The organism is Melioribacteraceae bacterium, from assembly GCA_035362835.1.
Taxonomy (GTDB): Bacteria; Bacteroidota; Ignavibacteria; order Ignavibacteriales; family Melioribacteraceae; genus DSXH01.
In genome coordinates, this window is the sequence record DAOSDY010000001.1 from 975,024 (window position 1) to 1,001,386 (window position 26,363).

The window sequence follows — 26,363 nt, forward strand, 5'->3', positions numbered from 1 at the left end:
GTTTAAGTAGACTTATTATAAAAATCAATTATCATTCGAGAAATGACGGGTATATCTTGGTAATTCTTGAAAAGAATTTTTATTTTATAAAAAATGCGTGAGCTAAAAACAAGTTTAACCCTGTTATTCTACATAATTATTATTGCAAGGTATGATTATGAAACCAAGGATTACTGCTGTTGGTGAAATTTTATGGGATGTATATCCGGATAAAAAGAGATTGGGCGGAGCCCCATTCAATTTTATTTATCATGTGTGGAAAATAATCGGCAATGCAAAATTTATATCAAGTATAGGCAACGATGAAAACGGGATTGAAATACTTGATCTCCTAAATGTAAAAGGATTTCCTATCGAACATATCAAAATTGATAAGCATAACCCAACCGGAACCGTTACAGTAAAACTTAACGAGGATAAAACACCAGGGTTCAACATTTCAGCAGAATGCAGCTACGACTATCTCGTGTTGGATGAAGATTCAAAAAAACTGATTGAGACAGATACCGACATTTTATACTTCGGCACTTTATCTCAGAGAAGTGAAACATCGCGTACTACGATACAATCACTCTTCGGAAAAAATATAAAATACTTTTGCGACCTGAATCTGCGTCATGATTTTTTTTCAAGGGGCATGATAGAAAAAGTGCTCATCGCGAGTAACGTTATAAAAGTCAATGAGTACGAACTCGAAAAGCTTAAAAAGCTATTTGGATTAAATGAGGAAAGCAGCAGAGCAATGGAACAATTGATCCGTTCATTTAACATTGATTTGATTTGTGTTACCATTGGTGACAAAGGGGCTTTGATATACGACGGAAAGGAGTTTAATAAATACAAGGCCGATGTAAAAAATATTGTTGATACCGTTGGTGCGGGAGACGCCTTTGCTTCAATTCTATGCATCGGTTATTTAAAAGGAATGGAATTGGGAAAGATCAACAAACTTGCAAACGAGTTTGCCTCAGAGATTTGCGGCATAGAGGGCGCCTTGCCAGCTATCGATACAATTTATAACAAATATATAAGAGAGTACGAAGATGACAGCTAACAACGGTATTTATATTCAGCTTTACAACATCCACGGATTATTACGCGGGCACGACCTTGAGCTTGGACGTGATGCTGATACCGGTGGACAAACCAAGTACGTTTTAGAACTCGCAAAATCTATTAGCCTGCACGAGAATATTGATTGTGTCGAAATAGTAACACGATATATCAACGATAAAGAAGTATCACCTCATTACTCTTATAAAGAAGAAATCGTTAACAACAAGCTTAAAATCATACGAATCGGATGCGGCGGCAGCAAATATATACGCAAAGAATTGCTGTGGAATCATCTCGAAGAGTTTGTAGACAAATCAATCAAATACATAAAATCAAAAGGAAGACTGCCCGATATAATTCACAGCCATTATGCTGATGCCGGTTTTGTTTGTACCGAGCTTACCAAATTTTTCGGCATACCTCTCATTCATACCGGTCATTCGCTCGGAATCAACAAACGCAATAATCTAATTAAACAGGGTCTGACAACTGAAGATATAGAAAAGCGGTACAAAATTTCACGTAGAATTGAGGCCGAGGAAGCTGTAACATTTTATGCCGATAAAATAATTACAAGCACAAACCAGGAAATAACCGACCAGTACGGTTTATATAATAATTTTACTCCCGAACGATTCGTAGTAATTCCTCCAAGTATCGATATCGAAAAATTTTATCCATTTAATGAAAGGCGGGAATGGGATGATGAATCTCAAAAAGTACGCGACGGTATCCGGAACGAGTTATGGAAATTTTTTACCAACATGAACAAACCGATTATTCTCTCGTTATGCCGTCCGGAAAAACGAAAAAATATTTCCGGTTTAATACAAGCTTATGGTGAAAATAAAGAGCTTCAGCAAAAAGCTAACCTTGCAATATTTGCCGGAATCCGTAAGGATATAACACAAATGCCGGACATTGAAAGGGAAGTGTTAACCGAAATTCTGCTTATGATGGATAAATACAATTTGTACGGCAAAATGGCTATTCCCAAAAGGCACGACTTTGAACATGAGGTACCTGAACTTTACAGAATTGCCGCTGAATCGAGTGGCGTTTTTGTTAATTCGGCTTTCAACGAACCATTCGGATTAACGCTTATTGAAGCAGCATCAAGCGGAATACCCGTTGTCGCAACAGACGACGGAGGACCGCGGGACATAATAGCCAATCTTAAAAACGGCGAATTGGTGAATGTTCATGATCATAGCAATATTTCAAATGCTGTTTTGAAAATACTAAACAATGAAAAATTGTGGGAGAATTATTCCCTAAACGGAATAAACCGCATTAAACAATTTTATACATGGGAGGCACACTCCAGAAAATATATAGACATAGTTGATAAATTAATTACGGCAAGCAAAGACGAACCGAAAGCTTTGATTAGCACGGGATTGAGACTCTTCAATTTTAATAAACTGATCATTTTCGATATTGACGATACAATTCTCGGCGATAAGGAATCGGAGAAAGAGTTAAAGGAAATCATAAACTCAATGCACGATACAATCGGTTTCGGCGTCGCGAGCGGAAGAACTATTGAATCGGTAAAAAAGGTCCTTCTGGAAAACGATTTTATACTTCCGGATATTATTATTTCATCGGTAGGATCCGAAATCTATTATAAAAGTAAGGAAGGTTATACATACGGAACCGGCTGGGATGCTCATATTTCGCAGCAATGGAAACGCGAACAGATAGTACTATTACTAAAAGATTTCGACTATTTAGAATATCAGGAAGAAGAAACCCAAAGGAAATATAAAATTAGTTATAATATTAAAAAGGAATCGGCTGATATAGATTCTATACAGAATACCCTGATTAAAAATAAAATTAAAGCCAATTTAATAATCAGCCACGGAAAATATTTAGACATACTTCCGACAAGGGCAAGCAAGGGAAGAGCGGTAAGATATCTCAGTTATCGATGGAATATACCGCATGATTCCATATTAGTTGCTGGTGATTCGGGCAATGATGAAGACATGCTAATCGGCGAATTACTGGGAATTGTAGTAGCCAACCATGCACCCGAATTAGAAAGACTTCGCGGAAAAAGAAAAATATATTTTGCCAAAAAACCTCATGCTGCCGGAATTATTGAAGGAATTAATTTTTACCAATTCTTAAGGAGCAATTAATGTACAAGTTAATAACCGATATCGCTGAAAAATACCGCAACAAATTTATCGGATTTCTGAAAGTTGTCGCCGGTCAACAAAAAAAATTATTAATAACCGGCGAACTTCTAAAGCTTTACGATACCTTTGAAAATAAATCCACGGAAGAAGACGAATTAAAAAAATTCATAGAAAAAATTCAGGAAACGGTTTCTCTTGATCATACAATACTTATGGATGTGCGAGAGAAGATTGCTTTAACATCATTTTACAAGATTAATCTTGAGGAATTTTTAGTAGAAGAAATTGAGGCAAAAGAATATTTAGCAAACAAAGAGTCCCGCGCAAATCCTTATATGGCAAAATATCTCTTGAATTTGAATTTCAAACCGTTTTATGATAAATCTCCTTCAGTCCGCGATACAAAATATATCGGCTCGGGAGTTGAATACTTGAACCGGTTCCTTTCCAGCCAGATGTTTACCAATATTGAAAAATGGAAAGATATATTATTCGATTTTATGCGCCTGCACAAACATAACGGCGAACAATTGATTCTTAACGACAGAATAAAAAACCCGAGGCACCTTAACAACCAGATTGACATTGCCATACGTCAGCTTTCTGAGAACAGCAGAGCTGTCCCCTACGGAGAAATAAAACATATGCTGCAGGATATCGGATTCGAGAAAGGACTTGGTAAGGACTCGCAAGAAATTCTTAACAATCTTAAAATACTGGATCAGCTTTTAAATTCTCCCGATCACGAGGTGCTTGCAAAGTTTATTTCTGCTATTCCTATGATATTTAAGATAGCCATAATATCCCCGCACGGTTATTTTGCCCAGGAAGGAGTGCTCGGTCTACCGGACACCGGCGGACAGGTTGTGTATATTCTCGACCAGGTTAAAGCATTAGAGAAAGCAATGATTGATTCTCTCAAACAATCCGGTCTGGATATTATGCCGAAGATTGTTGTTTTAACAAGGTTAATTCCAAATTCACAAAATACAAACTGCGATAAGCGGATTGAAAAAATCAGCGGCACAAAAAACTCATGGATTTTACGCATTCCATTCCGTGAACATAATAGACGGGTTACAGAAAATTGGATTTCGCGGTTTGAAATTTGGCCTTACCTCGAAGAATTTGCCGAGGACTCCTACCCCGCACTTATGGCCGAATTTAGCGGAAGACCCGATTTAATAATAGGCAACTATTCGGATGGAAACCTGGTTGCTTACCTGCTTTCAAAAAGCTTTAAGGTAACTCAATGCTCTATTGCTCATGCTCTCGAAAAAAGCAAATACCTGTACAGCGCTCTTTATTGGTACGATCTTGAAAAATATTATCACTTCTCTATGCAGTTCACTGCGGATCTTATCGCAATTAATTCTGCCGATTTCTTGATTACATCGTCCTTCCAGGAAATTGCAGGTACCGAAAATTCTATCGGACAGTATGAATCATACAAGCATTTTACAATGCCCGGTTTATACAGAGTTGAAAACGGGGTTAATCCCCATCATATTAAATTCAATGTCGTTTCACCCGGTGTTAACGAAAAAATCTATTTCCCCTATTCTAAGTCAAATCAAAGAATTAAAGAGACGCAAAACTATCTCAACGATCTGGTTTTTAACAATATTCAAGACGAAGATACGGTTGGAAAATTCGACACCCCGGATAAAACTCCGATATTTTCAATGGCACGGCTTGATAGAATAAAAAACCTGACATTTCTTGTCGATTGCTTTGGCGAAAGCACAGAACTTCAGAAATATGCAAACCTGATTATTGTTGCCGGTAAGGTGGATGAATCCCGAACTAACGACAATGAGGAAAAAGAACAGATACGGCTTATGCATGAATTGATAAACCGGCACAATCTTCACGGTAAAATAAGATGGATCGGAAAACTCTTTCACAAAGATGAAGCGGGGGAAATTTACAGATTAATTGCCGACCGGAAAGGAATATTTGTTCAGCCGGCATTGTTTGAAGGGTTCGGATTAACTGTTTTAGAGGCAATGATTTCCGGTCTGCCTGTATTCGCTACAAAATACGGAGGACCGCTGGAAATAATTCAGAACAACATTAACGGTTTTCATATCGATCCGGTTAATAAAATCGATACAATCGAAAAAATACTTTACTTTTTAAAAGACATAAACATCAATCCTAAAATGTGGGATCACATTTCAAAAAACTCAATTAAACGGGTGAATGAAAAATACAACTGGAAACTTTATACTCAATGGTTACTATCTCTTGCAAAACTTTACGGCTTCTGGAAATACTCTACAAATTTGGATCGAGGTGATATGGAAGCATATCTGGATATAATTTACCATACTCTGTTCCGGTCAAGAGCAAATATGCTACTCGAAGAACATATGCGGAGATAATTAACTATTAAATGAATTTTACAAAATGGGAAGAAGACTTTTACCTTCTTCCCTTTTTTTCAGGTTCTATAACTTTGACCGGCTGCAAATCAACTTCAATTATCTCCGGAAGAAGACTGTACATAGAGCCGGTTATCATATCAGTAAGCATGCCCGGAATAAATCCGTTCAAAGCATTAAGCCAGAACCATGCTGATAGCTTGCGTGTAATCTGAATTTCGTAAGAATCATGGCCTTCAAGTTCAAGCTTTACAGAATGATCCGATCCTCTATCGATATTTACAATCTGGGGAGTTGTTCCGAATTTTATTCCGTTGATTGTAATTTTTGCATTCGGCGGATTCGATTTCAGTTCAACTTCCTGAGAGGTTGTATTAATAACTGTTGAACAGGCGGAAATCAGAATAAGAACACAAAGGAGAAAGACAAGATTAAAAAGAAATCTCATTTATAAAATCCTTTTTGATTTATTATCGAAAAAAGACTAGCAATTTTTATATTGATACTGAATTATCATAGAAAAACCCGCAAAATGCGGGCATTTGATGATTTTCCTTTCTAAATTTGAATCCAAAAAACAGAACACTCAACAGGTGAATTGATGACCGCACAGGAAAAACTTTCTGAACTTGCACAATTAGTAATTACCGGCAAACATCTCGACGCGCAGAGGATTACGCAGGAACTGATTGACGAGAAGTGCGATCCGCAGACTATTTTAAATGACGGCCTGATGAAAGGAATGGAAGTTGTCGGTCAGCGGTTCAGGGATAACCAGATGTTTGTTCCGCAGGTACTTGTCTCAGCAAGAGCAATGAAGACATCGATGAAAGTTATAGAACCGCTTATGCTTTCCGGCGCGGTTAAATCGAAAGGGAAAGTTCTGATCGGAACCGTTAAAGGCGACGTGCACGATATCGGGAAAAATATTGTTGCGACAATGATGCAGGGTGCAGGGTACGAAGTAATCGACATCGGTACCGGGTGCGATGTGAATAAATTTTATCAGGAGTATGAAACTCATAAACCGGATATAATCGGAATGTCAGCCCTCCTTACAACAACCATGGTCAATATGAAACCGGTGATCGATCATTTTAAGGAGAAGAATGTAAATGTTCCTTTTATTGTTGGAGGCGCCCCGCTCAATCAGAAATTTGCCGAAGAGATCGGAGCCGCCGGATACGGAAGAGACGCATACGACGCCGTTAAAACCGCCGACGCGTTACTGTCTTAATTACCTACAAACATTTCCCACCAGGCGGTCAGTTCTTTTCCAAAATTGCCCCTGAGCAGAAGCATATGATTTCCAAGCGGTTCGGAAAGTATATCCGACACTTTGTAGCTTCCATGCAGTTTAACCAGGGCCTGGGTTCTGCAGAGATTCTCTTCGGAACCTGATTGGATTATTTCTGCATTCGAGATCCAGAGTTTATCCAGATTGCGTCCGCCGATTCTGAAAAGGGTTGCTTTACCTTTCGATATCTCCCCTTCTATTCCTACTCCGAGACCGGATTCGAAATGGGATCTCAGTTTGTAATTAGCGACCATTCCGATCGGGACCGTGCAGTGAGCAAGCCAGAGGGAATTATTCTGTTCATCAATGCGTGATGGATTTGCCATCCACGGGATTTGATTGGTAAGATAGCTGGACCAGATCATTCCGAGCGTAGAGACGATATCGCCTTCGCAGGAAGCGACAATACCGTAATCATTCAGTTTGGAGAGCGCAAAGCAACCGGTGGTTTTTAGGTCTGTTACAAGGTCGAAACATCTTAGTGAAATTGCATCAACTTTATATTCATCAATAACCTTTCTCAATGCGGCAAATACTTTAACAACATTTTTCAGTTCCTTCTTAGAAGGTTCTTTTACATTAGCCGCCTTATTTACAAACGCGAAGTGTTCATCTTCAATTTCCTCATCGGTAATTTGTGGTATCATATTCTTCAATTCTTCGAGTGGAATTTTTGTTATATGCGCACCCCATACCCTTTGAACCGCTTCATGACCGGGCATGCTTGCTATAAGCCAGTCGGACGGATCGCCGATCAGTCCGATTTTTGTATTCCGCATTTTATAATAGACTTCGAAATATTTAACGGTTTTCTCGATATCGCGCCAGCAATCCTTGTTAGATGTTTCATCCAGATAAATAATTCTCCCTTTCATTCCCTCCTGTTGAAGGCGGCCTAAAATCTCAAGCGAGGCCGGCAGTGAATTGTTGCCGGGATGAGCGAGTAGAATTACAGGTTCGTGATTGAAGTATTTTCTCCGCTCGGCAATCAGATTGTAAGTTAATTGTTCGGTCCCGCCGGTAAGTATAAAATAAAGAAGAGGTATGGAACGGGTAACAGAATGCTCGTCCACCTGATATATTTCATACTGATTAAGAATTATCTGAATTTCCCGGGCTATTTCCTCCCGGGGTATGGATGTGATGCTGCTGGCAACCGGAATAAAACCATACTTAATTTTTTGTTCTTCCATGTAGGCACCCATGGATTGTGAGTTGTAAGAACTGTTTATTAGTTCGTTCGTAAATTAATTCTGCCGGAGCAGAAATCAAAAATAAATTATCCGTAACACCCTTAATTTAATAATGCAGTTAAAACCTTATATCTATTTCATTGTCCTGAAAGCCTTGATTTCCCCCACATCTTTTGAGTGAAGCTCAAAAACAATTATTTCATTCCCCCCTTTTTTCAGCCACGGGGCGGGGCAATACAATCTCTGCTGAGGTCCAACATTCCAATACCTGCCAAGATTATGTCCGTTCACCCAGACAACCCCCTTCTGCCATTTGCTCATATCAATAAACGTATCGCCGGTTTCATTCAGATTAAATGTACCTTTAAAAAATTTCTGTGCGCTCGCCGTATCAATATCTTTATAATTAATTTTTGATAAGTATTTGCCGTCCATTGGAAGAGTAAACACTTCCCAGTTCATCAGCGTTACACCGCCTAATGTTACGCGCTCGGTAATTCCCTTCCGGTCGATCAGTTGCTGACCGAAATTAATCCGTCCCATTCCTTCAACAAGAATGTCAAGAACAGGATTATCTGCATCGGTTTTGGGTAGAGTAATTGAGTTTTCTTTTTTTGTACGATCAATTGTGCCGATATATTTCCCGTCTACAAAGACAAGTCCGTAATCATTCAGATCGGTTACTTTCAAAGTCCCGCTATTCGGTCCTATCAGTTTCGTTCTGTATAGAATAAATCCGGAATTCTGATCGAACATTTCCATCGGTTTCGGCTGAACGGATTTGATGGGGGCGGGAAGATTATCAAACAGATCTGCAGATTTTACCAACTTGATTTCCGGTATCTCGATAAACTTAATATTATCTGGAACATCAGGCAGAACGGATCCCTCCGGCTGATATTTTGCGAGCATCTCGCGGATGTCCCAATATTTTTGAGTCGGCCTTCCGGCTTCATCGAGTGGTGAGTCATAATCGTAGCTTGTTACATCCGGTTCATACTTATCGCTGAAGTTGGCTCCGGCAAAGAATGCAAAATTTGTCCCGCCATGGAACATGTAAAGATTGAATGATTTGTTGTTCTCAAGCATCCACTGCAATTCTTTTTTCTGACGTTCCCAGTCGGCGCTTCCCCATTTTTCATCTCCCCAGTGAGTGAACCATCCGCACCAGTATTCGCCGCACATATGCGGAATATCCTGCCTGAATCTTTCGAGTTCCTCAAAAGCTTTCTGCGGATTGCCGCCGAAGTTAACAACCGGAACCACATCCTCAAGAGTTCCGCTCTCCAGCAGGTAATGTGCCGGTCCGTCGGAAGTAAAAAGCTCAACATCGAATCCCGCTTTACGGATTATCCGTTTCAATTCTTTCATGTACTCCCTGTCATTACCGTAGCTTCCGTATTCATTTTCCACCTGAACCATAATAATAGGTCCGCCGCGTGTAATCTGAAGATCTTTAAGTTCGTTACCGAGCCGCATCAGATACCGCTCCACAGCCGACATATAATTTTCGTCCATGCATCTGAGCTTTATGTCGGGTTGTTTCAATAGCCACGCAGGCAAACCGCCGAGGTCCCATTCCGAACAGACATACGGGCCGGGACGCAGCAGAACTTTCAATCCGAGCGAATGAGCAATCCTTATATACTCTGCAAGATTCAGGTTACCCGAAAAATCGAATTTGCCGGGTGACGGCTCGTGTTCGTTCCAGAAAACATAAGTGCAGACTGTATTTAATCCTGCTGCTTTCAGTTTTGTAAGACGGTCTTTCCAGTATTCCTGTGGTATCCGGTTGTAATGCATTTCACCCGAAAAGATTCTGAACGGTTTTCCATCCAGAATAAAATTGCTGCCGGAGATTTTAAAATCCTGTGCCGATAAAGAAGTAAAACCGAATAATATAATTCCTAAAAAAATAATTTTTGTTCTCATAGCAACACCTCAAAAGGAATAGAACGCGGATTTCGCAGATCTATAAGATTTCCACGGATTATAAGTTTTAAAACTTTGATATCAAATTAAGGAAAGAATTTCTTTTATGTTATTAAGAACTTTTTCGGCACCGGTGAAATCCGAGTCTAAAGTGAGGTGTGTAGGAATTATATAACAGCGTAATCCCGCCTGAAGAGCCGCATTTAATCCTCTTTCCGAATCTTCGACAACAATGCAATCATCCTTCTTCATTCCGGAAACCTGAAGTGCTTTAATATATGGCTCCGGATCCGGTTTTGTATTTTTTACGTCATCGCCCGTAATAACAAAATCGAAATATTTCAGAAAGCCGGTCTGCTTATGTATAATCTCGAAATGATCTTTGCGGGAACTTGTAACTATTCCCATTTTAATTTTTCCATAAAGTTTATTCAGAACGGATTCGGCTCCGTCAATAATTTCAATTTCTGTTTCCAATAGTCTGCTGTATAACTGATTTCTATCTCTGCGCAATTCAGAAATCTTTTCATCGCTGTAGCCGAGCTCTTTAGCCAGATGCCAGGTTCCATGTGATTGTTTTAAAAAATACTGAACGTACATCTCATCGGTTAGATCGATCCCGATCTTTGCAAATGTAAGTTTAGATGCTTTATAATAGAGTTTTTCTGTGTCTACAAGTATTCCGTCGTTATCCCAAAAGATAGATTTTATCATTCGGCAAAGAGCCTTTCAAAACCGGGATACGGTTTAAGAGAAATGATTTCGAAATCGATCAGTCCGTTTGAAACCAGAGGCAAAGTGTTTAATATTTTTCTGGCTTCAGCCGCATCACCGCATTCAAGTAGAAGAACTGCTTCGTTTTTATCGGTTCTGAAATAAATCTCGCGGATTACTCCTTCCTTATATAGTTCCCATACTCTTCCTGCCTCTTCCTTAGAATAAAGATCAAATTTCCCGGAATCGACACCGCTATTCTCTTTTTCAATCGCCAGTATTTTCATATTTCATTTTGAATTTATTTTCAAGTCAAACATAAAAAAAAGGGACGTTATTCACATCCCTTTACAACTTAAAGATGATTAGTTGGCGGTCAGAAATTTACCACCGCCATTATATAAAACCAGGAAGAGTTGTCTTTGCCCCGTTTTTCCTTAAAAATATCACCGGGAAAAAACATTGAAGCTCCGCCTTCAAATGATACGTGATCGCTATACTTATAGGCTGCAACCACGTCGACTTCTGAACCAAAGGAATTAGATCCTGTTCCCGAATTCAATATATATTCATGCATAGAACTGAAAAGATGGGCATGAATATTAAGTGTAAGGTTTTGAATTGGACTTACACTAAGCTTACCGATAAGATCAATCAATCCGAGTCCGTACGTATCGTTTGGGAAGCTCACGAAATAATCCATATAGCCGAAGAACTTATGCCGGCCTCCGTATAAAGATGTGAACGACTTAAAAGTATTGTCCCCGGGTGAATCATCCCCGCTAACCAGATCCAGTTGAAGATTAACGGCAGGTTTAAGAGGGCTCCAGGATCTGTATCCAGCATTGACGGAAAAAGTATATGCACTTATGGACTGATCTCTCCCTCCGGAATAAAATGAACCTGTCTGGTATGCAAAATCAATTTCGTGGTTAAAACGATCAATATTTCCCTTAATGTTAATCCCTACTGTCGCCCGGTTCAATAATGTTGTTGGTTGAGCTCTTTGAAAAATAAAATACGTTTGAATTTTATTTGATTCAATCACATCCAGATCGGTTATTAACGCGTAAACATTATAATCAGTTGAGTCGCCCGGTAAAGATCTTTCGTATTCACGAAATACAAACAGGTCGATAGTTATCTTACTGCTACTATATCCCAGAATTCCCCCGTCGAAAGACCTTGCTATATTATTCCAGTTATTGTTTCCGAAAAAACGCTGCGAACCGTACAGAGCTTCAAAACGTCCAGCTTTCAAACTAAAAGGAAGGTCAAACAATTGATCTAGCTTGAAATAGGCCTGATGAAGATCAACGTTTTTCATATTTGCAATTGTGGCCGATTCTTCACCAAATTTTCTTGAATCCTGAAGTTGTATAAAGCCCGAAACACTTCCGGAAGGAGCAAAGGATAATCCTAATCTTGTTCTAAATAGTGTTTGCGTACTTAACCGCGTAGATGAGTTGAAATCTTTATCTTCAATTTCAATTCTCGGGCGAATCTGGGCTGAAATTTTAATCGACTCTTGAGCAGTCAGAATAGAACCCGATAAAAACAATAATGTTAAAGACAAGAATTTTTTCATTTTAGATTACTACATTCCTAAAAACAATTTCTTTATAATTAAAATATAATCGAACGGAAATAAAAAAGCCGGATTAACCGGCTTTATTATGACTACAATGACTTTGGGATTATGATTAAAGAGTCAGATCGATTCCCAAAAGAATATTTCTGCCCGGTTGCGGATATCCGTATTCCGACTCGTAGTACTTATCTAAAAGATTATTAATTCTAACAAAGAGCTCTAATTCATTAAATAATTTGTATGATGCTCTGAGATTGAGAATTAAATAATCCGGCATATTAACCCAGCTTAGAATATCGGGTTCAATACCAAATTGCCGACCGAAATAGGATGATTCAACATGCCATGCGAAACCTGACAAGTATGCACGATTTAATGAAATATGAAGCATGTGTTTCGGCTTATACTTTAAATTAGTGCTGGCAGCTAAAGGTGTTTTATTATCCGCCGACATATAAGTATACGCAGCATTCAGATTAACAAACGAATTAATCAGGGTTAAACCAACCTCGATCCCTTTTACTTCAGCCTGACCAATATTCTGAAATTGTCTTTTATTTTCAGGCAGATTTGTAATCTCAATGAGATCTTTAATTTTATTTAGAAAGAAGTTTGTTTCGATCGAAAAATCTTGACCTAATAAATATTTTAGCCCGATCTCTGTATTTGTACTTTTTTCCGCTGCCAGGTCGGGATTAGCAATATTCTTTCCCATAACCTCCGAATATAGTTCCTTTAGGGTAGGGAAACGACTTCTGTTGGAAAAATAAATATGAGCCCGAAGAGGTTCACTTACCTTGTAATTAATTCCAATGTAACCGTTCAAAACCGCACTTCGATTCCTGAGCGGAGAATTATTCGCAAAGACCGGTGTAATTAAGTCGTAATTTAATCCCGTCATACAGAGCAGCGAATTACTTAAAGGTATTTCCTGTTCCAGCCCTAAAGTATAAGTGTCGTTTTCATATTGAGAATAGTGCGATCCCGTATTTCCCTGTTCTTTATGCAAGTCTTTTTTGTAGAGAACAGCAAACTTTGTCGGGGCAATTATACCGGAATCGAATTCGACGAACAGATTTCCGCCGAGCGAATAATCGTCGTACGTTGAATGAAAAGCATATTTTTTTGTCTGCAGTGTATACGATGCATCGTCGTATGAATCCAGTACGTTCTTATACTTGTCTAAAAAAATATTTCCTTTAATCCGGAGATTTGTTGAAACGACAGTTTGATACATAAAATTTATAATCGACTTATTCCATTCGGTAAATCGCCAGTAGCGGGGATTAACGGTATATACATTTACGGGCACACCGCCGGTATTGTTATTATGATAATAAGATAGCGCAATGTTAGAGCCCTCATTGAACCGATAACCCAGTTTCAAAAAAGCGCTGTAAGCATTTCTCTGACTATTATCTCTCATACCGCCATTTTCGTTCCTGAACAAATTAATATCAGCAGGGAGTGAAAATCCTTTCGTTTTGGAATACGACGCTGATGTTTGCCAGAAAAAATTGTTTAAAGAACCGCCGTTTTCAGCTGAAAAATAATTTGACTCCCCGGTTTGTGCTTTAAGGCGGGAAGAGATTCCGTATCTCGTTTCCCCGGATACTATGTTAATTGTCCCCCCCATAGTATTCGCACCATAGAGCATCGAAGGGATACTTTTGTTTACACTTATTTTATTCACCGCTACAATTGGAATTTTATTAAGATCAACAAGGCCGTCATACGGAACGTAGATCGGAACTCCGTCGAAAAATACCGCAATCTGGCGTTGATCGTATCCCCTAATATTTACTACGGCTTCATTTCGTGAAGAGTATTTTATAAATATTCCCGTGTAATTATTCAAAACATCCGTTATACTTTCGGGATCTTTTGCTTTAATCTGATTCAATTCTATACTTAACTGAGAGAAGTCCGAATAGAATTCCTGATTTCGTGCGCTGACAATAATTTCGCCAAGCAGATAGTTTTTTAGAGAATCCGGCTGGGCTTTAAGAATACCCGCAAAAGCGACAATTGTCAGAACAAATAATTTTTTCATTATTCAAATCCCTGATTTTTTTTAAGAATTATTTGAGAATCTTTAATAATACTAACCACAACAAAGGCAGCAAAATTAACCGGGTTTAAAAGAATCCGCCTCCTGTCTTTCCGGTAATTTTTTAATGAGTGTGTTAACGTCTTGGTTATAACGGGAAGAAGAAGTTGAGCATCGTCGTAGGCCGGTTTAAAATTTTTCAGATTAATTTTAGAAATGGTTTTAAGGAATAAGTTTTTGTCAATCGACTTAATTAATACGGAAAAAACCGTGATTAGAAAAAATGCCCGCAGGACCATTTGAAGAGAGGAATAAAAAGTACTAAATGAAAATCCAACCGATAACAACTCGGTATCTTTCACTCCCGATATTAAAGGTTGAAACACGAGCAAGATAAATGTTATTACAAGTACACCTTTATTGGTGAATTGTTTTAATATGGTGTAATCGTATTTTAATACAAGCAATGTTAGAATTATGATTGATAAGAATTGAATTTTCAATGGAAGAAATAATCCCGTCAATCCTGCAGCCACTATCGAAAGCCGGATTAATTTCATTCCATGGTCTCCTTTAAAGAGGATCTGGCCTTTTTAGCAATCTTCCAGCCGATAATTCCAACTGTGATACCAATAATTCCGTTAATCAATCCAATTGCAATAAGAAAGATGTAGAGATTTTCCCTAGTAACGTTAATCCAGGACGCTATTTCAGAAATAATATTCATATAGGTTTTGTAAATGCTGGTTCCGAAGAAGACACCGTGCATTATCAGGCCGTGTGAAAAAGAATAGACAAGAATCAGCGCGCCGCTTAATCCCGCCGAATAGATATTGTACCCGACAAGAAGAAACGCCAGTTCTGCAAGAAACGATTCAAGCAAAATTGCGACGACCGGTGTAACCGCAAAACCTGCCATTGAAAATACTTTGAGCAGGGATGCAATTACTCCGATAACAATGGATGATGATCTGTATGAAACAAATTCTCTTGCTACAACAAGTATTACAGTTGCAATAGCAGCCATAATAATCCCACGGAACGGGAGCCGTGCCGCATAGAGCAATGAGCTTACAAAGATTTCCGTTATACCCCAAAGGGTTCCAAAAATAGCCGTATAGACTATTTCTTCTCTTAGAATTTTCTGATCCATAGATTTCCTTTAAATTAAAAAACCCGCGGAAAGGCGGGTCAACATTTTCATGCAATGTTAATTAATCCTTTCCAATTCTTTCCGTTAGCCGGAATTCGGGAGGCCAAACCGTTTCCAGTAAGACCCATAGGCTTTTTTCCCCTGAGCAACGCTTTTAGAGATAAAGCTCGGACATTATTTTATAAAGCAATACTACTCTTCTTTCAATCCTCTTTTAAAACTTCTGATACCGTCGGCAAAGCCTTTTGCCAGTTCCGGAATTTTTCTTCCTCCGAAAAAGAGAATCATTATAAACAGAATTATTAGTATTTCGGTTAAACCGATAGCTCCAAACATATCAACTCACATTTTTAATTTTTTTCTGTTTCCAAAGGAAAACGAAAGCGAACCTTTCCCGGTTTTCTCACACGTCTTTATACACAATCCGCAGTTAGTACAATAAGGATAGATATTTCCATCTTTTGGCTTCAGGTTATAAGGACAGCTGTTTTGGCATGGATCGATATTGCCGCCGCAATCGCATTTAAGCTTATCATGAACAATCCGCAATGTGTATTTTGTTCTGAACAAAGCTAAGGTTGCGCCAACCGGACAAATATATTTGCACCAGATTCTTTTTCTGCTGATTACTTCGGACGTAAGAATTATAAAAACCAAAACAAGCTCCAATCCAAGTCCGGAGCCGATAATTCCCTCGGCAATCTGGCTCGAAATAATTCCGGGTGCCGATAGAAAAGTAAACAAGGGTAATCCTATCAATAGCGCTGTTGAAGTAAGTAAAATGTAGATTGCCCAGTAAATCGAAGGGCGTGGATTTATCCCCTCATCGGATTTATTCTTCTTTACCAAAAATCGTTTTAATATACTATTGTAAAGTTTATCAAAAAACTCAAGGATCGAATTGTAAGGACAAGCCCAGCTACAGAACACGCGTCCGAATACAGCGGCTATCACAACCGGGATTATTGCGCTGATTAAAAGAGGCACATAAAAAGATTGGGACAGTAAAATATTTTGAAGCAGCATGGAGGGGTCGGAAATCTCCAAACCGAGGATAGTTATGGAATAGAGGTTTCCTATAATCAATCTGATTTCTAATAGAATTAAGAGCGGTATTGCGAACAGAAAAAAAAGAGTGAACACCTGGAATATTCTTCTCGTTAAATTCAGCTTTTTATAAATATGTCCGGAGAATATTTTCATAACTTTTAATCAGATAATTTGATTTGAGCTTTTAACAACAATGGCCGATCCTTCAACGGGGCATACTTTTTCGCAAATACCGCAGCCGATGCATTTAGAGATATCGACTTTCGGGTACATTTCATCTTCGAGGTAAATAGCTTCTCTAAAAATAGGACAACTTTCAAAGCAGGCTCTGCAAATTATTCCCATATACGGAAAACACCTTTCGGTTTCAATATATGCGATTCCCATCCGAACTTCTTCTTTCTCATCTACAGTTCTGTCAAGAGCTCCTGTAGGACAAACTTCTGTACACTTCATACAAACATAGCATGGTATTTCCCGGGGATAAATCAGAGGGGTACCCATATTCTTTCCCCATTTAATGCCAGCCATTACAATACTATCATAGGGACAAATTTGAGCACATTTATTACACTTAATGCAGCGTTTCAAGAAATCTTCTTCTTTTAACGCTCCCGGGGGGCGCAAAGGAGATTTGTAATTCGTAATCTCCTGAATACCTTGAATCAGTTTCCTGAGAAGAGTCATTGCCTTATTCCACTTAACTTAACAGGATTACTCTTCTGCCGAAACGAAAGTGGGATAAACGCCCAGAACATCAATTATTTCAGAGGAGATATATTTGGCAAAACTTTCAAGCTCTTCTTCATTTTCAGCTTCAACAACAACGATTATATTATCTTCCTTGTAGATACCGTGTGTTGTTACATTAGGTAATTTATTCAATTTAAGCGCCACATCTTCGGCTTTATCTGTAGTGGTTTTCACTATCATACTTGCAATAATCATTTTTCACCAGATTCAGTTTATAAAATAAATACGAAGCGGCTGATTGATAGATCAGCCGCTTCTTCAAATCAGTTATTTCGTTATGCTTTTTCCAATTTGGCTGCGCCCACCTTATATTCAGGTTCTTTTGAAGCAGCATCTACTGCATCAATAACAAGAATATTTGTTAAGCTTTCGGGCCAGTGGAATGGCATAAAGATAGTACCTTTTCTCGGACGATCAATAACGCGAGCTTCAACAATCAAGGAACCTCGTCTTGTAGTAACCTTAACTTTATCTCTATTATTCAAACCGAGATTTTTAGCGTCTTCGGGATTTATTTCAGCGTACGGTTTCGGTGCAGCTCTAAAAAGCTCAGGTACCTGGCCTGTCATTGTCATTGTGTGCCAGTGTTCAAGAATTCTACCCGTTGTTAATGCATATGGATAATCGGCCGAGATTGGTTCTTCGGGACCTTTATCTGGTCTTGCGAAAACCGTTGCTTTTCCGTCAGGTTTGGTATAGAAGTACATTCTTTTTCCGGCAGCTTTATCTTTCGGCAGCATCGGATCTCCTTCTGTAAACCGATGCCATGTACCCGGATGGTTTTCGTTAGGTACCGGCCATCTTAATCCGCGTAATTTTTTCAACCTCGCGTAGGTTGCACCGGTCAAATCCATATCCTTTCCCTTGGTTGTTTTAAGGTACTCGTTCCAGATATCCTCGGCGGATTTGAAGTGTTCGAAGTTCTGTGAATAACCCATTCTCTTTGCTAATTCCACTAAAATGAAAGCATCCCATCTGGCTTCACCCGATGGTCTAAGAGCCTGAGCCATATGCTGAGATCTTCTTTCCGTACAGCCGTATACTCCTTCTTTCTCGCCCCAGAATGATGCGGGCAATACAACATCAGCTCTTTTTGAAGTTTCGGTTGGGTGGAATGATTCGGCAACTACCATGAATACGTCGTCCATTCCTTTCAAATACTTATTAAGGTTTGGAAGAGACTGTGCCGGATTAGTACACATAACATAAAGACCTTTTACATCGCCTTTTGCAGCCGCTTCGAACATTGCAATGGTATGCTTGCCGGGTTCTGGTTTAATAGCGTCCGGGGCTACATTCCATATTGCAGCAATTTCTTTTCGGTGTTGTTCATTAGCAATTACACGGTGGCCGGGTAACAAGTGGCTTAATCCTCCGCCTTCGCGTACTCCGCCGCAGGCATTCGGTTGACCGGTTAATGAAAATGAATCGCAGCCCGGTTTACCTAATTTACCTGTCAACAAATGAATATTATGAATAAGGTTATTCAGGAATACACCCGCAACTCTCTGATTAACACCCATAGTCCACATCGTCATTGCTGTTGGCGATTGGCCGAATATTCTGGCTACCTTCACAATATCATCAGCTTTTACACCGCATTGTTTTGCGGCGTATTCGGGAGTAAACTTCTCAAGGAAATTTTTATACTCTTCGAATGTGATTGCCTTTGTTCCATCGCTAAAACTTACAGATTCGGAAATAAATTTCTCGTCGGTCATTCCTTCTTTAATGATGATGTTAGCAATAGCATTCATAATTGCCAGATCGTAACCCGGAAATACCTGAAGATGAAGATCTGCAATTTTATTTGTGGGAGTTTTACGCGGATCGATAATAAGTATTTTTGTATTCGGATTTTTCTTTTTACGATTAACCAATCTATCGTAAAGAACAGGATGAGCTTCAGCTGTGTTTGATCCGATAAGGAGAAACAATTCACAGTGATCAATGTCGTCGTAAGTCCCTATCGGTTCATCCGCTCCGAATGTAGTTGTATAGCCACCTACAGCACTTGCCATACACAAGCGAGGATTACCGTCAACATTATTTGTTCCGATATGTCCTTTGAATAATTTGTTAGCTACATATGTTTCCTCTGTTTCGGCCTGGCCGGATCCATAGAACGCAAGGGCATCCGGTCCATGTTTTTCTTTTATCTCTTTAAATTTTGAAGCGACAAGATTAAGGGCTTCGTCCCAGCTTGCTCTTTCAAGTTTTCCGTTCTTACGAACCATAGGATAGAGTAATCTATTCTTCGCGGTAATCATTTTATGCAGATAAAAACCTTTAACGCAAAGAAGCCCGCTGTTAATTGTATTATCTTTATCGCCCTTAATACCATAAGGCTTACCGTCTTTAACACCAAGCATTACACCACAACCAACTCCGCAAAGGCGGCAGACGGATTTGTGCCAGGTTATTCCGCCCTGAGCCTGCAAGGCGGCTAATTCATCAGAATTAGCGGCCGCACCGATAGTTTTGCCAAAAATTCCGTCAACTCCTATGGCCGCGGCTGCGGCTGCTAAAGCCGATCTTCTTAAAAATTCTCTTCTATTCAGACTCATTGAATTTCCTCCAATGAAATTTTCAATTATGAAATTTTAGCGTGTGTCCTTGATGACAAGTAAAACACGATTTGATTTTAGTTTTAACCATGGTTTCCTGCTGACTTGAATGACAGCCTTCGCAACGATCGTCTTTACCTTTTTTATAAAAGACTTCCTGACCGTCGCCATGACAGATATAGCAGCCGAAATTTGCGCCGCCATGTTTGCTGTCTTCCCACTGTTTAAATATTTCCGGGGTAACATCAGCATGACAATCCTGGCAGCTTAAATCCCAGTCAACCTTTGGATGTTTTTCTCCCTTTTTGGACTGAGCGTTTGCGTCATTCCCGTTAATAAGGAGAATTCCAGAAAATAAAAAGATCATCAATAAATATTTTTTAAGCATATCCGGCTCCTTTAATTGACTAAAATGTAAAAGTGATTTCAGCTTTCATCTCCCACGGAGATTTATCGAACTGGTCTGTTCCGTTTATCAGGTACATAGTTGCTGTTCCAGGCTTTAAATAACCGAGACGATATGTAAATACAAGGTTGTCAAAAATATTGTAATCTGTCTTCAGGTCTATCTCCCAGCCTAAATCGTCCGCACTTTTTGCAAGATTGGGCCCTGCAGCGGTCCATGCAAAAACCGGTTGAGTAGCCATTAAATAAGTAAATGACGCGAAGATTTTCCATGATGGGGTTAATTTAAACAAACCATTAACCTGAAATGCTGTAGTGTTCTCGAGTTCTCTGTATGCTCTTACATTAGGAGCTCCTAAGCCCTGCGGTGTAATACCTTCTTCATCCGGCATAATAGAATCTTCCCATATTTCCGTTAAATAGAAGAATCCGGCGGTGCTTAATTTGTTTACGTTACCTTCACCTTTGGTAGGATCATCATCGCCCGAACCCATTCCGGCTACAACACCAAGTGTAACATCGGGGCTAACTGCATAATCCAGTTTTGCATATACATTATAACCTTTCAGATCGCCATTATTAATATCATATTTCAAAGGATCGATTGCGCCTCTTGCAGTATTTAATCTTCCCGAATACTTTGTGTTTTTAATATCATCCTTTCCCATCAGATAGTTAGCTTCATAGTTTAAAGTAAGCGCGTCGAACTTTGATGTACCCGCAATGCCAAATACAAACAAGGATGTTACTTGAGGCGTAAAGCGCGGACGGTTATAATAAAGTCCGTCAATCAAATAAGCGGTTGAATCGCCAATAGACGCGTCGTTATAATATGTGCCATAGAATTCTAGATTGGTTGTGCTAAACTTTGTCTTAAAAGACGCAAGAAAAAGATTTGCATCCTTGGCATCATAATTTCCTTTCGGATCAACAGCAACTTTCTCAAGGTCGCTTATTCCGTTCACTCCTTCCGAGGCCTTGCTCCATCCAAGCTTTAACGAATTGCCTTCTCCAACAGCTATATCGGCCGTGATACCGTCATAATTATTATCGAGAACAAGTTTGTTGCCGAGTGACCAATTGAAACGACCAATTGTAAAAGCAGATTTTACAGAAGGAACATTAAACCACAAATATGCGTGATCGACATGCAAAAAATATTTTGTGTCCTTACCATCGAAAGTGCCGGAGTTTCCTAAATAAGTTGGTTCCTGGTTGTCAACTCCCCACCAACCTTGTCCCATATCAAAACGGGTAACTGCTTTAATATTCTCGGTATAATTAAATGAAAAATTGAGTCGTAACATCTGAACGACGTAATGATCTTCGTAATCACTTTTACCAAGTAAAAAATTGTTCTGATACTGGCCCCATGCCGTATAAACACCTCCATACTTAAATTCCGTCTTGGGTTTCTCCTGTCCTGTCACCGTTTGCGCAAAGATTAACAGAAGACTAAAGAATATAATCAATGTTCTTTTCATAGACCTTTACTCCTTTGATTTTAATTTGTTGAACATCCTTTTAGATTCATTTGAAAAAGAACTATAGACAATAATAATGCCACCAAATCCCAGTCTACTAATTAGACTTTGACCATAATTTTAATCGTTCTGGAAAGTTAAAAAACGAAAAGATACGACGAAGTTACGTCTAGTGTCGAATAACCGTCTTTAATTATTAAAGAAGATTATATCTTTTCATTTTATCTCTTAGAGTAGTTCTTTTGATACCTAAAAGTTCAGCAGCTTTTGATTGGTTTTTATCGGACTTTTCAATAGCCCAGTTTATTGCACCAATCTCTACTTCTCTAACCATTTTCTCGAGGTCAACTGAGCTGAATTTTCGAAAATCGATAATTGACTTGCTGTTGCTAATGTGGATAAGATCCTCGGGAATCATGTCTTTCGTAAGTTCATTTTCTTTTACAAGGGCAGCAATTCTGTAAATGGAATTTTCAAGTTGCCGGACATTTCCTGGCCAGTTAAAAGAGGTTAAAAGTTCTACAGCTTCCGAATTAAAAAAAAGCTCCGTTCTATTTATTTTTTTCAGAAAATGATTAATTAAAAGCGGAATATCCTCCCTTCGCTCCCGCAAGGGTGGAAGGTTAACAGGAATAACGCGTAATCTGTAATACAAATCTTCCCTGAACTGATTCTGCTTAACCTTCTGCCATAAATTTATTTTTGTGGCACAGATAAAACGTACATCTGTCTTAATAGTTGTAGTACCGCCGACCCGTTCGAATTCTCTTTCCTGAAGAAGCCGGAGCAGTTTAACCTGGGACGCAACCGGGATATCATCCACCTCATCAAGAAAAATTGTTCCGCCGTGTGCAAGCTCAAATCTTCCTCTTTTTGATTTTACCGCACCGGTAAAGGCCCCTTTTTCATGACCGAACAATTCACTTTCCAAAAGGGATTCATTTAAAAGCGCGCAGCTAAGTTTAACAAAAGGACCGTTTTTTCTATTGCTGTTATAGTGGATTGCATTTGCGACCATCTCTTTGCCTGTTCCGCTTTCGCCTTCGATCAAAACTGCGGTATCTGTAGACGAGACAGTTTCTATAAGATCATAAAGTTCCTGCATCGGCTTAGATTTACCGATTATATTATGGAAAGAATACCGCTCCTGTAGTTTTTCTTTTAAGGTAACATTTTCTTCTTCAAGATTTTTAATTCTTTTAAATTTTTTAACAAGTAATAAAAGCTGGTCTATTGAAAACGGTTTTGTAATATAATCGTGAGCGCCCAGCTTCATGGCTTCAACCGCCGATTCAATTGTGCCAAATGCAGTCATCATAACTACCGATATCCGGGGGTATTCGTCCTTTATTTTTTGAAGCACCTCAAATCCATCCATCTGGGGGAGTCTAACATCGGTAATCACTAAATCCGCTTCAAAATCTTTCAGATAGTTCATAGCAACCACAGGGTCTTCGAATGATTCAACATTATAACCTGCTTTTTCAAGCGCATCATTCATTGTGATGCGTTTAGTTTTTTCATCCTCAATAACTAATATTTTCATCAATAACTCATATTAACAGTTTCAGAGAATATTTTAGTCTCAACCTCCCGACATTCTACATTTGGGAAAATGATAGTGAATTCGGTTCCTTTTTTCACTTTGCTTTTTACAAAGACTTTTGCTCTGTGCTCATTCAAAACATTATAACTGAGATATAGGCCGAGACCGGTTCCTTTATCTTTTTGCTTTGTCGTAAAGAACGGATCAAAAATTTTATTGATCTGCTCTTTTGGAATGCCAATACCGGTATCTTTTATTTTAACCGATATCGATTCGTTTTCCGTATTGCTCACACAGATCGAAAGCTTACCTCCGGGACTCATTGCATCACATGCATTCAATATCAGGTTAACAAAGACCTGGTTTAAATAGTGGAGATCACCGTAAATATTTTTCAGATCATCGCTTATCTTAAGATCGAGCGAGATATTATTTTCTTTGAGTTTGTAAATGCAGAACTGCAGTGACTCATCCAGAATCTGTTTTATCGATAATTCCTGTTTTTCAAAAGAATGGGGTTTTGCATAATCAAGAAGCTGCTTAACAAGAATTTCTATTTTAAACAGACCTTCAAGAGCAAGTGATAAATAATTCTGAGTCTGTCTTCTGTCGTCAACATCAGACAAGACCATTCTTATGCAATTCTGAATGCCATCAAGCGGATTATTAATTTCATGCGCCACGCCCGATACAAACTGCCCAATAGCAGACATCTTTTCGGTCTGCATTAACTGCTGTTGTGCAATTTTAAGTTTATTGTAGGCCTGTTCAATTTCAGCGGTTCTCTCTATAACTTTTAATTCAAGTTCTTCATTTGTCTTCTTTAATTCTTTTGCGAGTTTCTCCTTTTCCGTAACATCTTTGCTTATCAGGACCACCCCTTTGAATTCCCCGTTAGCATCTTTCACAACACTATATGTATTTTCAAAATATTTTCCTTTTACATGGATCATTTTATGGCGGGATAAATATTCACCTTTTTTAAATGAAGAAAGATCCTCCAGAACACGATTCTGCATTTGTGGTGCATGGCAATCCAGAACCGAACTGCCTATCCGGTCTTCACTTTTAATGTTTCTTATTTCTTCACCAGCCTTATTGATGAAAGAAAACCGCCTCTCCTTATCAACATAAACAACGCCTACATTAAGACTGTCGAGAATTTCAACCAGGTTTTCTCTCGAACAAAGTTTGGAATCCGGCATTTTACCTCCATTTTCTGATCTTTTGGTCTACTGACCGCATAATTTAATATCTTACTGTAATAAAGATAAAAAAATCCGATATTAAATTCCGAAATTCTTTTTTACCTGAAACTTGGAATTCAATTCCCTTTAAAAAACGGGAAACCTTTCCGATTTATAGAAAGGTTTCCGCATAGATTTATTACTTACCACTCATAATAAATCAGAAATTCATAAAAGACTTTCCCGGCAGTTTTAAATTGACTGCCTGATCGTTAAATGCTTTGGTATCGATTGCGTCTCTGTCTTTATAAAACTTGAAGACGGAGTCGGCATTATATTTTGTACCGAGAAAATGTTCTTTGTTGTTATACCTGTTCTGCCAGAATTGCCATTGAGTATCTGAAAGCAATTTATTTTTATGAGCTTCTTCAACATTTGAATAGATTCTTTCCCAGTAATCGGGATATGTATAAAGAAAAGGAAAAGTATTGCTAAGAACGTTTATGCCCCAGGCATTTCCCGGAATATCAAAAATCGGGTATGGTACAAATTTGGTCGGGTGAGTTGAGTTAACCCATTGTTTAGCTTCCTGATCCCCTCGCTCAGCCGCCCAGGTTATTAATTCAACAAGATCATGCTGCAACTCCCAGACACCATGCCATTGTGTATAATCCGCACCCATCATTATTGCCCCGTGTCTGAATCGTCTGCCTTCATGATGCCAAGCATGATACATTAATATTTCGGGAGTTTCATCCCATCCGTTCAATACAGGATCCGAATACTCTTTTCCGTTGGCTTTCAATGTTTTAATTGTACCGTTAGCCGTCAATTTCTTGGTCCAGTAAACAAACTTTCTTCTCATTTCGTTGTATTGAAGATTAACAAGATCAGCAGTTAGTAAATAAGTAGAGATGAAGTTCGGGGAATGACAACTTGAGCAGATTGATTCCATCCTTGCTCTTTTCATTTCCCAGCTTCCAAGTTCTTCTTCATTCCATACAGTTCTGAAACTCCAAGCCGCCTGAGATTCCCAGGCTAATCTTTCGCTTACGTTGTGAGTCATCGGCTGTTTTTCGTTACCGTCCATATGGCATGTAGTACAGACTGGAGACTCCAGAGGAATATTCTGGTAATCCTTTGTTGAATAGTTTAGATCAAGTGATTTCTCTTTTGATCTAAAAATGTTTCCGTGTTTCGATTCCAAATAGATTTCTATATGAGGGTGATCTGGACCGATATGGCACTCTCCGCAAGTTTCCGGTTGACGTGCAACAGCTTTGCTGAAAGTATGCTTGGGGTGACATGCGTCGCATTCACCAACCGATTGATCCGGCCATACGTTACCAATCTGATGGCATTGCTCACAACCGTGTCTTGTTGCAATCGGTGTCTCGAATATTGATCGATCCGTATTCTTAATTAACCAGAACTGATGAGCGTGCTTACTATCGGCAAACTCATTTACCTGCTGTTCGTGACATTCGGCGCAATCCTTTGGTGTTGGATGTTTTGCAACCAGCAGATCACTTTCGGGACAATAAAAAGCGTCGAAGTCTTCCTTATTAGCTTTATGACAATCCAGACAGCCAATATTCTGTTGCGCGTGAACACTCTCTTTCCAGGCATCAATTGCTTTGACCGCCATTCCTTTATTTGTATGGCAATCGACGCACCGATTATTATCTCCGCTAATTACAGCAGATAATTTTGTGCTCTGGGTCTGTTTCATTTCAACACCGGCAACAATGATTAACACAATCACCAATAAAATGCTGAACACACCTACGATTAATTTTTGAGTTTTTAATTTGTCTTGCTCGGCCATATTTTCTCCGACATTTTAGC

Annotated in this window: 23 protein-coding genes and 1 riboswitch; of the genes, 4 read left to right on the forward strand and 19 right to left on the reverse strand. The window is 39.0% G+C overall.

Annotated features, from left to right (window positions below; genetic code table 11):
- Nucleotides 1-157: 157 nt before the first annotated feature.
- The 3 genes from PLZ15_04060 to PLZ15_04070 are packed head-to-tail and all read left to right on the forward strand — an operon-like array spanning nucleotide 158 to nucleotide 5,593.
- Nucleotides 158-1,054, forward strand: a complete 897-nt coding sequence (locus tag PLZ15_04060) for a PfkB family carbohydrate kinase (GenBank protein ID HOI28912.1) — start codon at nucleotides 158-160, stop codon at nucleotides 1,052-1,054.
- Nucleotides 1,044-3,206, forward strand: coding sequence for an HAD-IIB family hydrolase (locus PLZ15_04065; GenBank protein HOI28913.1), 2,163 nt, complete (start codon nucleotides 1,044-1,046; stop codon nucleotides 3,204-3,206). The genes PLZ15_04060 and PLZ15_04065 overlap by 11 nt, the downstream gene beginning before the upstream one ends.
- Nucleotides 3,206-5,593: a sucrose synthase gene (locus PLZ15_04070; protein HOI28914.1), complete on the forward strand. Its 2,388-nt coding sequence runs from the start codon at nucleotides 3,206-3,208 to the stop codon at nucleotides 5,591-5,593. Before PLZ15_04065 ends, PLZ15_04070 begins: the two co-directional genes overlap by 1 nt.
- A gap of 40 nt (nucleotides 5,594-5,633) precedes the next feature.
- Here the strand turns inward: PLZ15_04070 and PLZ15_04075 are convergent, their stop codons facing one another.
- Nucleotides 5,634-6,041: a PEGA domain-containing protein gene (locus PLZ15_04075; protein ID HOI28915.1), complete on the reverse strand. Its 408-nt coding sequence runs from the start codon at nucleotides 6,039-6,041 to the stop codon at nucleotides 5,634-5,636.
- 153 nt (nucleotides 6,042-6,194) lie between these two features.
- On the opposite strand from PLZ15_04075, the gene PLZ15_04080 reads away from it, so the two are divergent.
- Nucleotides 6,195-6,830, forward strand: coding sequence for a corrinoid protein (locus PLZ15_04080; GenBank protein ID HOI28916.1), 636 nt, complete (start codon nucleotides 6,195-6,197; stop codon nucleotides 6,828-6,830).
- Here PLZ15_04080 and PLZ15_04085 read toward each other — a convergent pair.
- The 18 genes from PLZ15_04085 to PLZ15_04170 all read right to left on the reverse strand — a co-directional run bounded on the left by PLZ15_04085 (nucleotide 6,827) and on the right by PLZ15_04170 (nucleotide 26,343).
- Entirely contained in the window at nucleotides 6,827-8,083 is a 1,257-nt protein-coding gene (locus tag PLZ15_04085) for a hypothetical protein (GenBank protein HOI28917.1), read from the reverse strand. The genes PLZ15_04080 and PLZ15_04085 overlap by 4 nt on opposite strands.
- Nucleotides 8,084-8,215: 132 nt before the next feature.
- The gene (locus tag PLZ15_04090) at nucleotides 8,216-10,015 is read right to left on the reverse strand and encodes a beta-galactosidase (protein HOI28918.1); all 1,800 of its coding nucleotides are present in this window, start codon (nucleotides 10,013-10,015) and stop codon (nucleotides 8,216-8,218) included.
- An 81-nt stretch (nucleotides 10,016-10,096) separates the two neighbouring features.
- Complete coding sequence (locus PLZ15_04095; protein ID HOI28919.1) at nucleotides 10,097-10,729, reverse strand: HAD family phosphatase; 633 nt, start codon at nucleotides 10,727-10,729, stop codon at nucleotides 10,097-10,099.
- Complete coding sequence (locus tag PLZ15_04100) at nucleotides 10,726-11,016, reverse strand: muconolactone Delta-isomerase family protein (protein ID HOI28920.1); 291 nt, start codon at nucleotides 11,014-11,016, stop codon at nucleotides 10,726-10,728. The genes PLZ15_04095 and PLZ15_04100 overlap by 4 nt, the downstream gene beginning before the upstream one ends.
- 89 nt (nucleotides 11,017-11,105) lie before the next feature.
- A complete protein-coding gene (locus tag PLZ15_04105; protein HOI28921.1) occupies nucleotides 11,106-12,317 on the reverse strand; it encodes an alginate export family protein in 1,212 nt (403 codons plus the stop codon).
- 115 nt (nucleotides 12,318-12,432) lie between these two features.
- Nucleotides 12,433-14,373, reverse strand: a complete 1,941-nt coding sequence (locus PLZ15_04110; GenBank protein HOI28922.1) for a TonB-dependent receptor — start codon at nucleotides 14,371-14,373, stop codon at nucleotides 12,433-12,435.
- Nucleotides 14,373-14,930 carry a hypothetical protein gene (locus tag PLZ15_04115; GenBank protein HOI28923.1) on the reverse strand — a complete coding sequence of 186 codons (558 nt, stop codon included), beginning with the start codon at nucleotides 14,928-14,930 and terminating at the stop codon, nucleotides 14,373-14,375. Before PLZ15_04115 ends, PLZ15_04110 begins: the two co-directional genes overlap by 1 nt.
- Nucleotides 14,927-15,523 (reverse strand): hypothetical protein, encoded by a 597-nt coding sequence (locus tag PLZ15_04120; GenBank protein ID HOI28924.1) that lies wholly within the window; start codon nucleotides 15,521-15,523, stop codon nucleotides 14,927-14,929. The genes PLZ15_04115 and PLZ15_04120 overlap by 4 nt, the downstream gene beginning before the upstream one ends.
- A 48-nt stretch (nucleotides 15,524-15,571) precedes the next feature.
- Nucleotides 15,572-15,708, reverse strand: a riboswitch (molybdenum cofactor riboswitch).
- A gap of 7 nt (nucleotides 15,709-15,715) precedes the next feature.
- On the reverse strand, nucleotides 15,716-15,859 hold the full coding sequence (locus PLZ15_04125) for a twin-arginine translocase TatA/TatE family subunit (protein HOI28925.1): 144 nt from the start codon (nucleotides 15,857-15,859) through the stop codon (nucleotides 15,716-15,718).
- A gap of 6 nt (nucleotides 15,860-15,865) precedes the next feature.
- Nucleotides 15,866-16,726, reverse strand: coding sequence for a 4Fe-4S binding protein (locus PLZ15_04130; GenBank protein ID HOI28926.1), 861 nt, complete (start codon nucleotides 16,724-16,726; stop codon nucleotides 15,866-15,868).
- 9 nt (nucleotides 16,727-16,735) lie between these two features.
- Nucleotides 16,736-17,260: a 4Fe-4S dicluster domain-containing protein gene (locus tag PLZ15_04135; protein HOI28927.1), complete on the reverse strand. Its 525-nt coding sequence runs from the start codon at nucleotides 17,258-17,260 to the stop codon at nucleotides 16,736-16,738.
- Nucleotides 17,261-17,287: 27 nt separating this feature from the next.
- Nucleotides 17,288-17,521, reverse strand: coding sequence for a chaperone NapD (locus PLZ15_04140; protein ID HOI28928.1), 234 nt, complete (start codon nucleotides 17,519-17,521; stop codon nucleotides 17,288-17,290).
- A gap of 80 nt (nucleotides 17,522-17,601) precedes the next feature.
- Nucleotides 17,602-19,893, reverse strand: coding sequence for a nitrate reductase (locus PLZ15_04145; protein HOI28929.1), 2,292 nt, complete (start codon nucleotides 19,891-19,893; stop codon nucleotides 17,602-17,604).
- Nucleotides 19,894-19,915: 22 nt separating this feature from the next.
- A complete protein-coding gene (locus PLZ15_04150) occupies nucleotides 19,916-20,281 on the reverse strand; it encodes a cytochrome c3 family protein (GenBank protein HOI28930.1) in 366 nt (121 codons plus the stop codon).
- Nucleotides 20,282-20,300: 19 nt separating this feature from the next.
- Nucleotides 20,301-21,782: a hypothetical protein gene (locus PLZ15_04155; protein ID HOI28931.1), complete on the reverse strand. Its 1,482-nt coding sequence runs from the start codon at nucleotides 21,780-21,782 to the stop codon at nucleotides 20,301-20,303.
- Between the two features lie 196 nt (nucleotides 21,783-21,978).
- Complete coding sequence (locus PLZ15_04160; GenBank protein ID HOI28932.1) at nucleotides 21,979-23,328, reverse strand: sigma-54 dependent transcriptional regulator; 1,350 nt, start codon at nucleotides 23,326-23,328, stop codon at nucleotides 21,979-21,981.
- On the reverse strand, nucleotides 23,328-24,533 hold the full coding sequence (locus tag PLZ15_04165) for an ATP-binding protein (protein HOI28933.1): 1,206 nt from the start codon (nucleotides 24,531-24,533) through the stop codon (nucleotides 23,328-23,330). The genes PLZ15_04160 and PLZ15_04165 overlap by 1 nt, the downstream gene beginning before the upstream one ends.
- A gap of 202 nt (nucleotides 24,534-24,735) precedes the next feature.
- Nucleotides 24,736-26,343: a multiheme c-type cytochrome gene (locus PLZ15_04170; GenBank protein ID HOI28934.1), complete on the reverse strand. Its 1,608-nt coding sequence runs from the start codon at nucleotides 26,341-26,343 to the stop codon at nucleotides 24,736-24,738.
- Nucleotides 26,344-26,363: the final 20 nt, after the last annotated feature.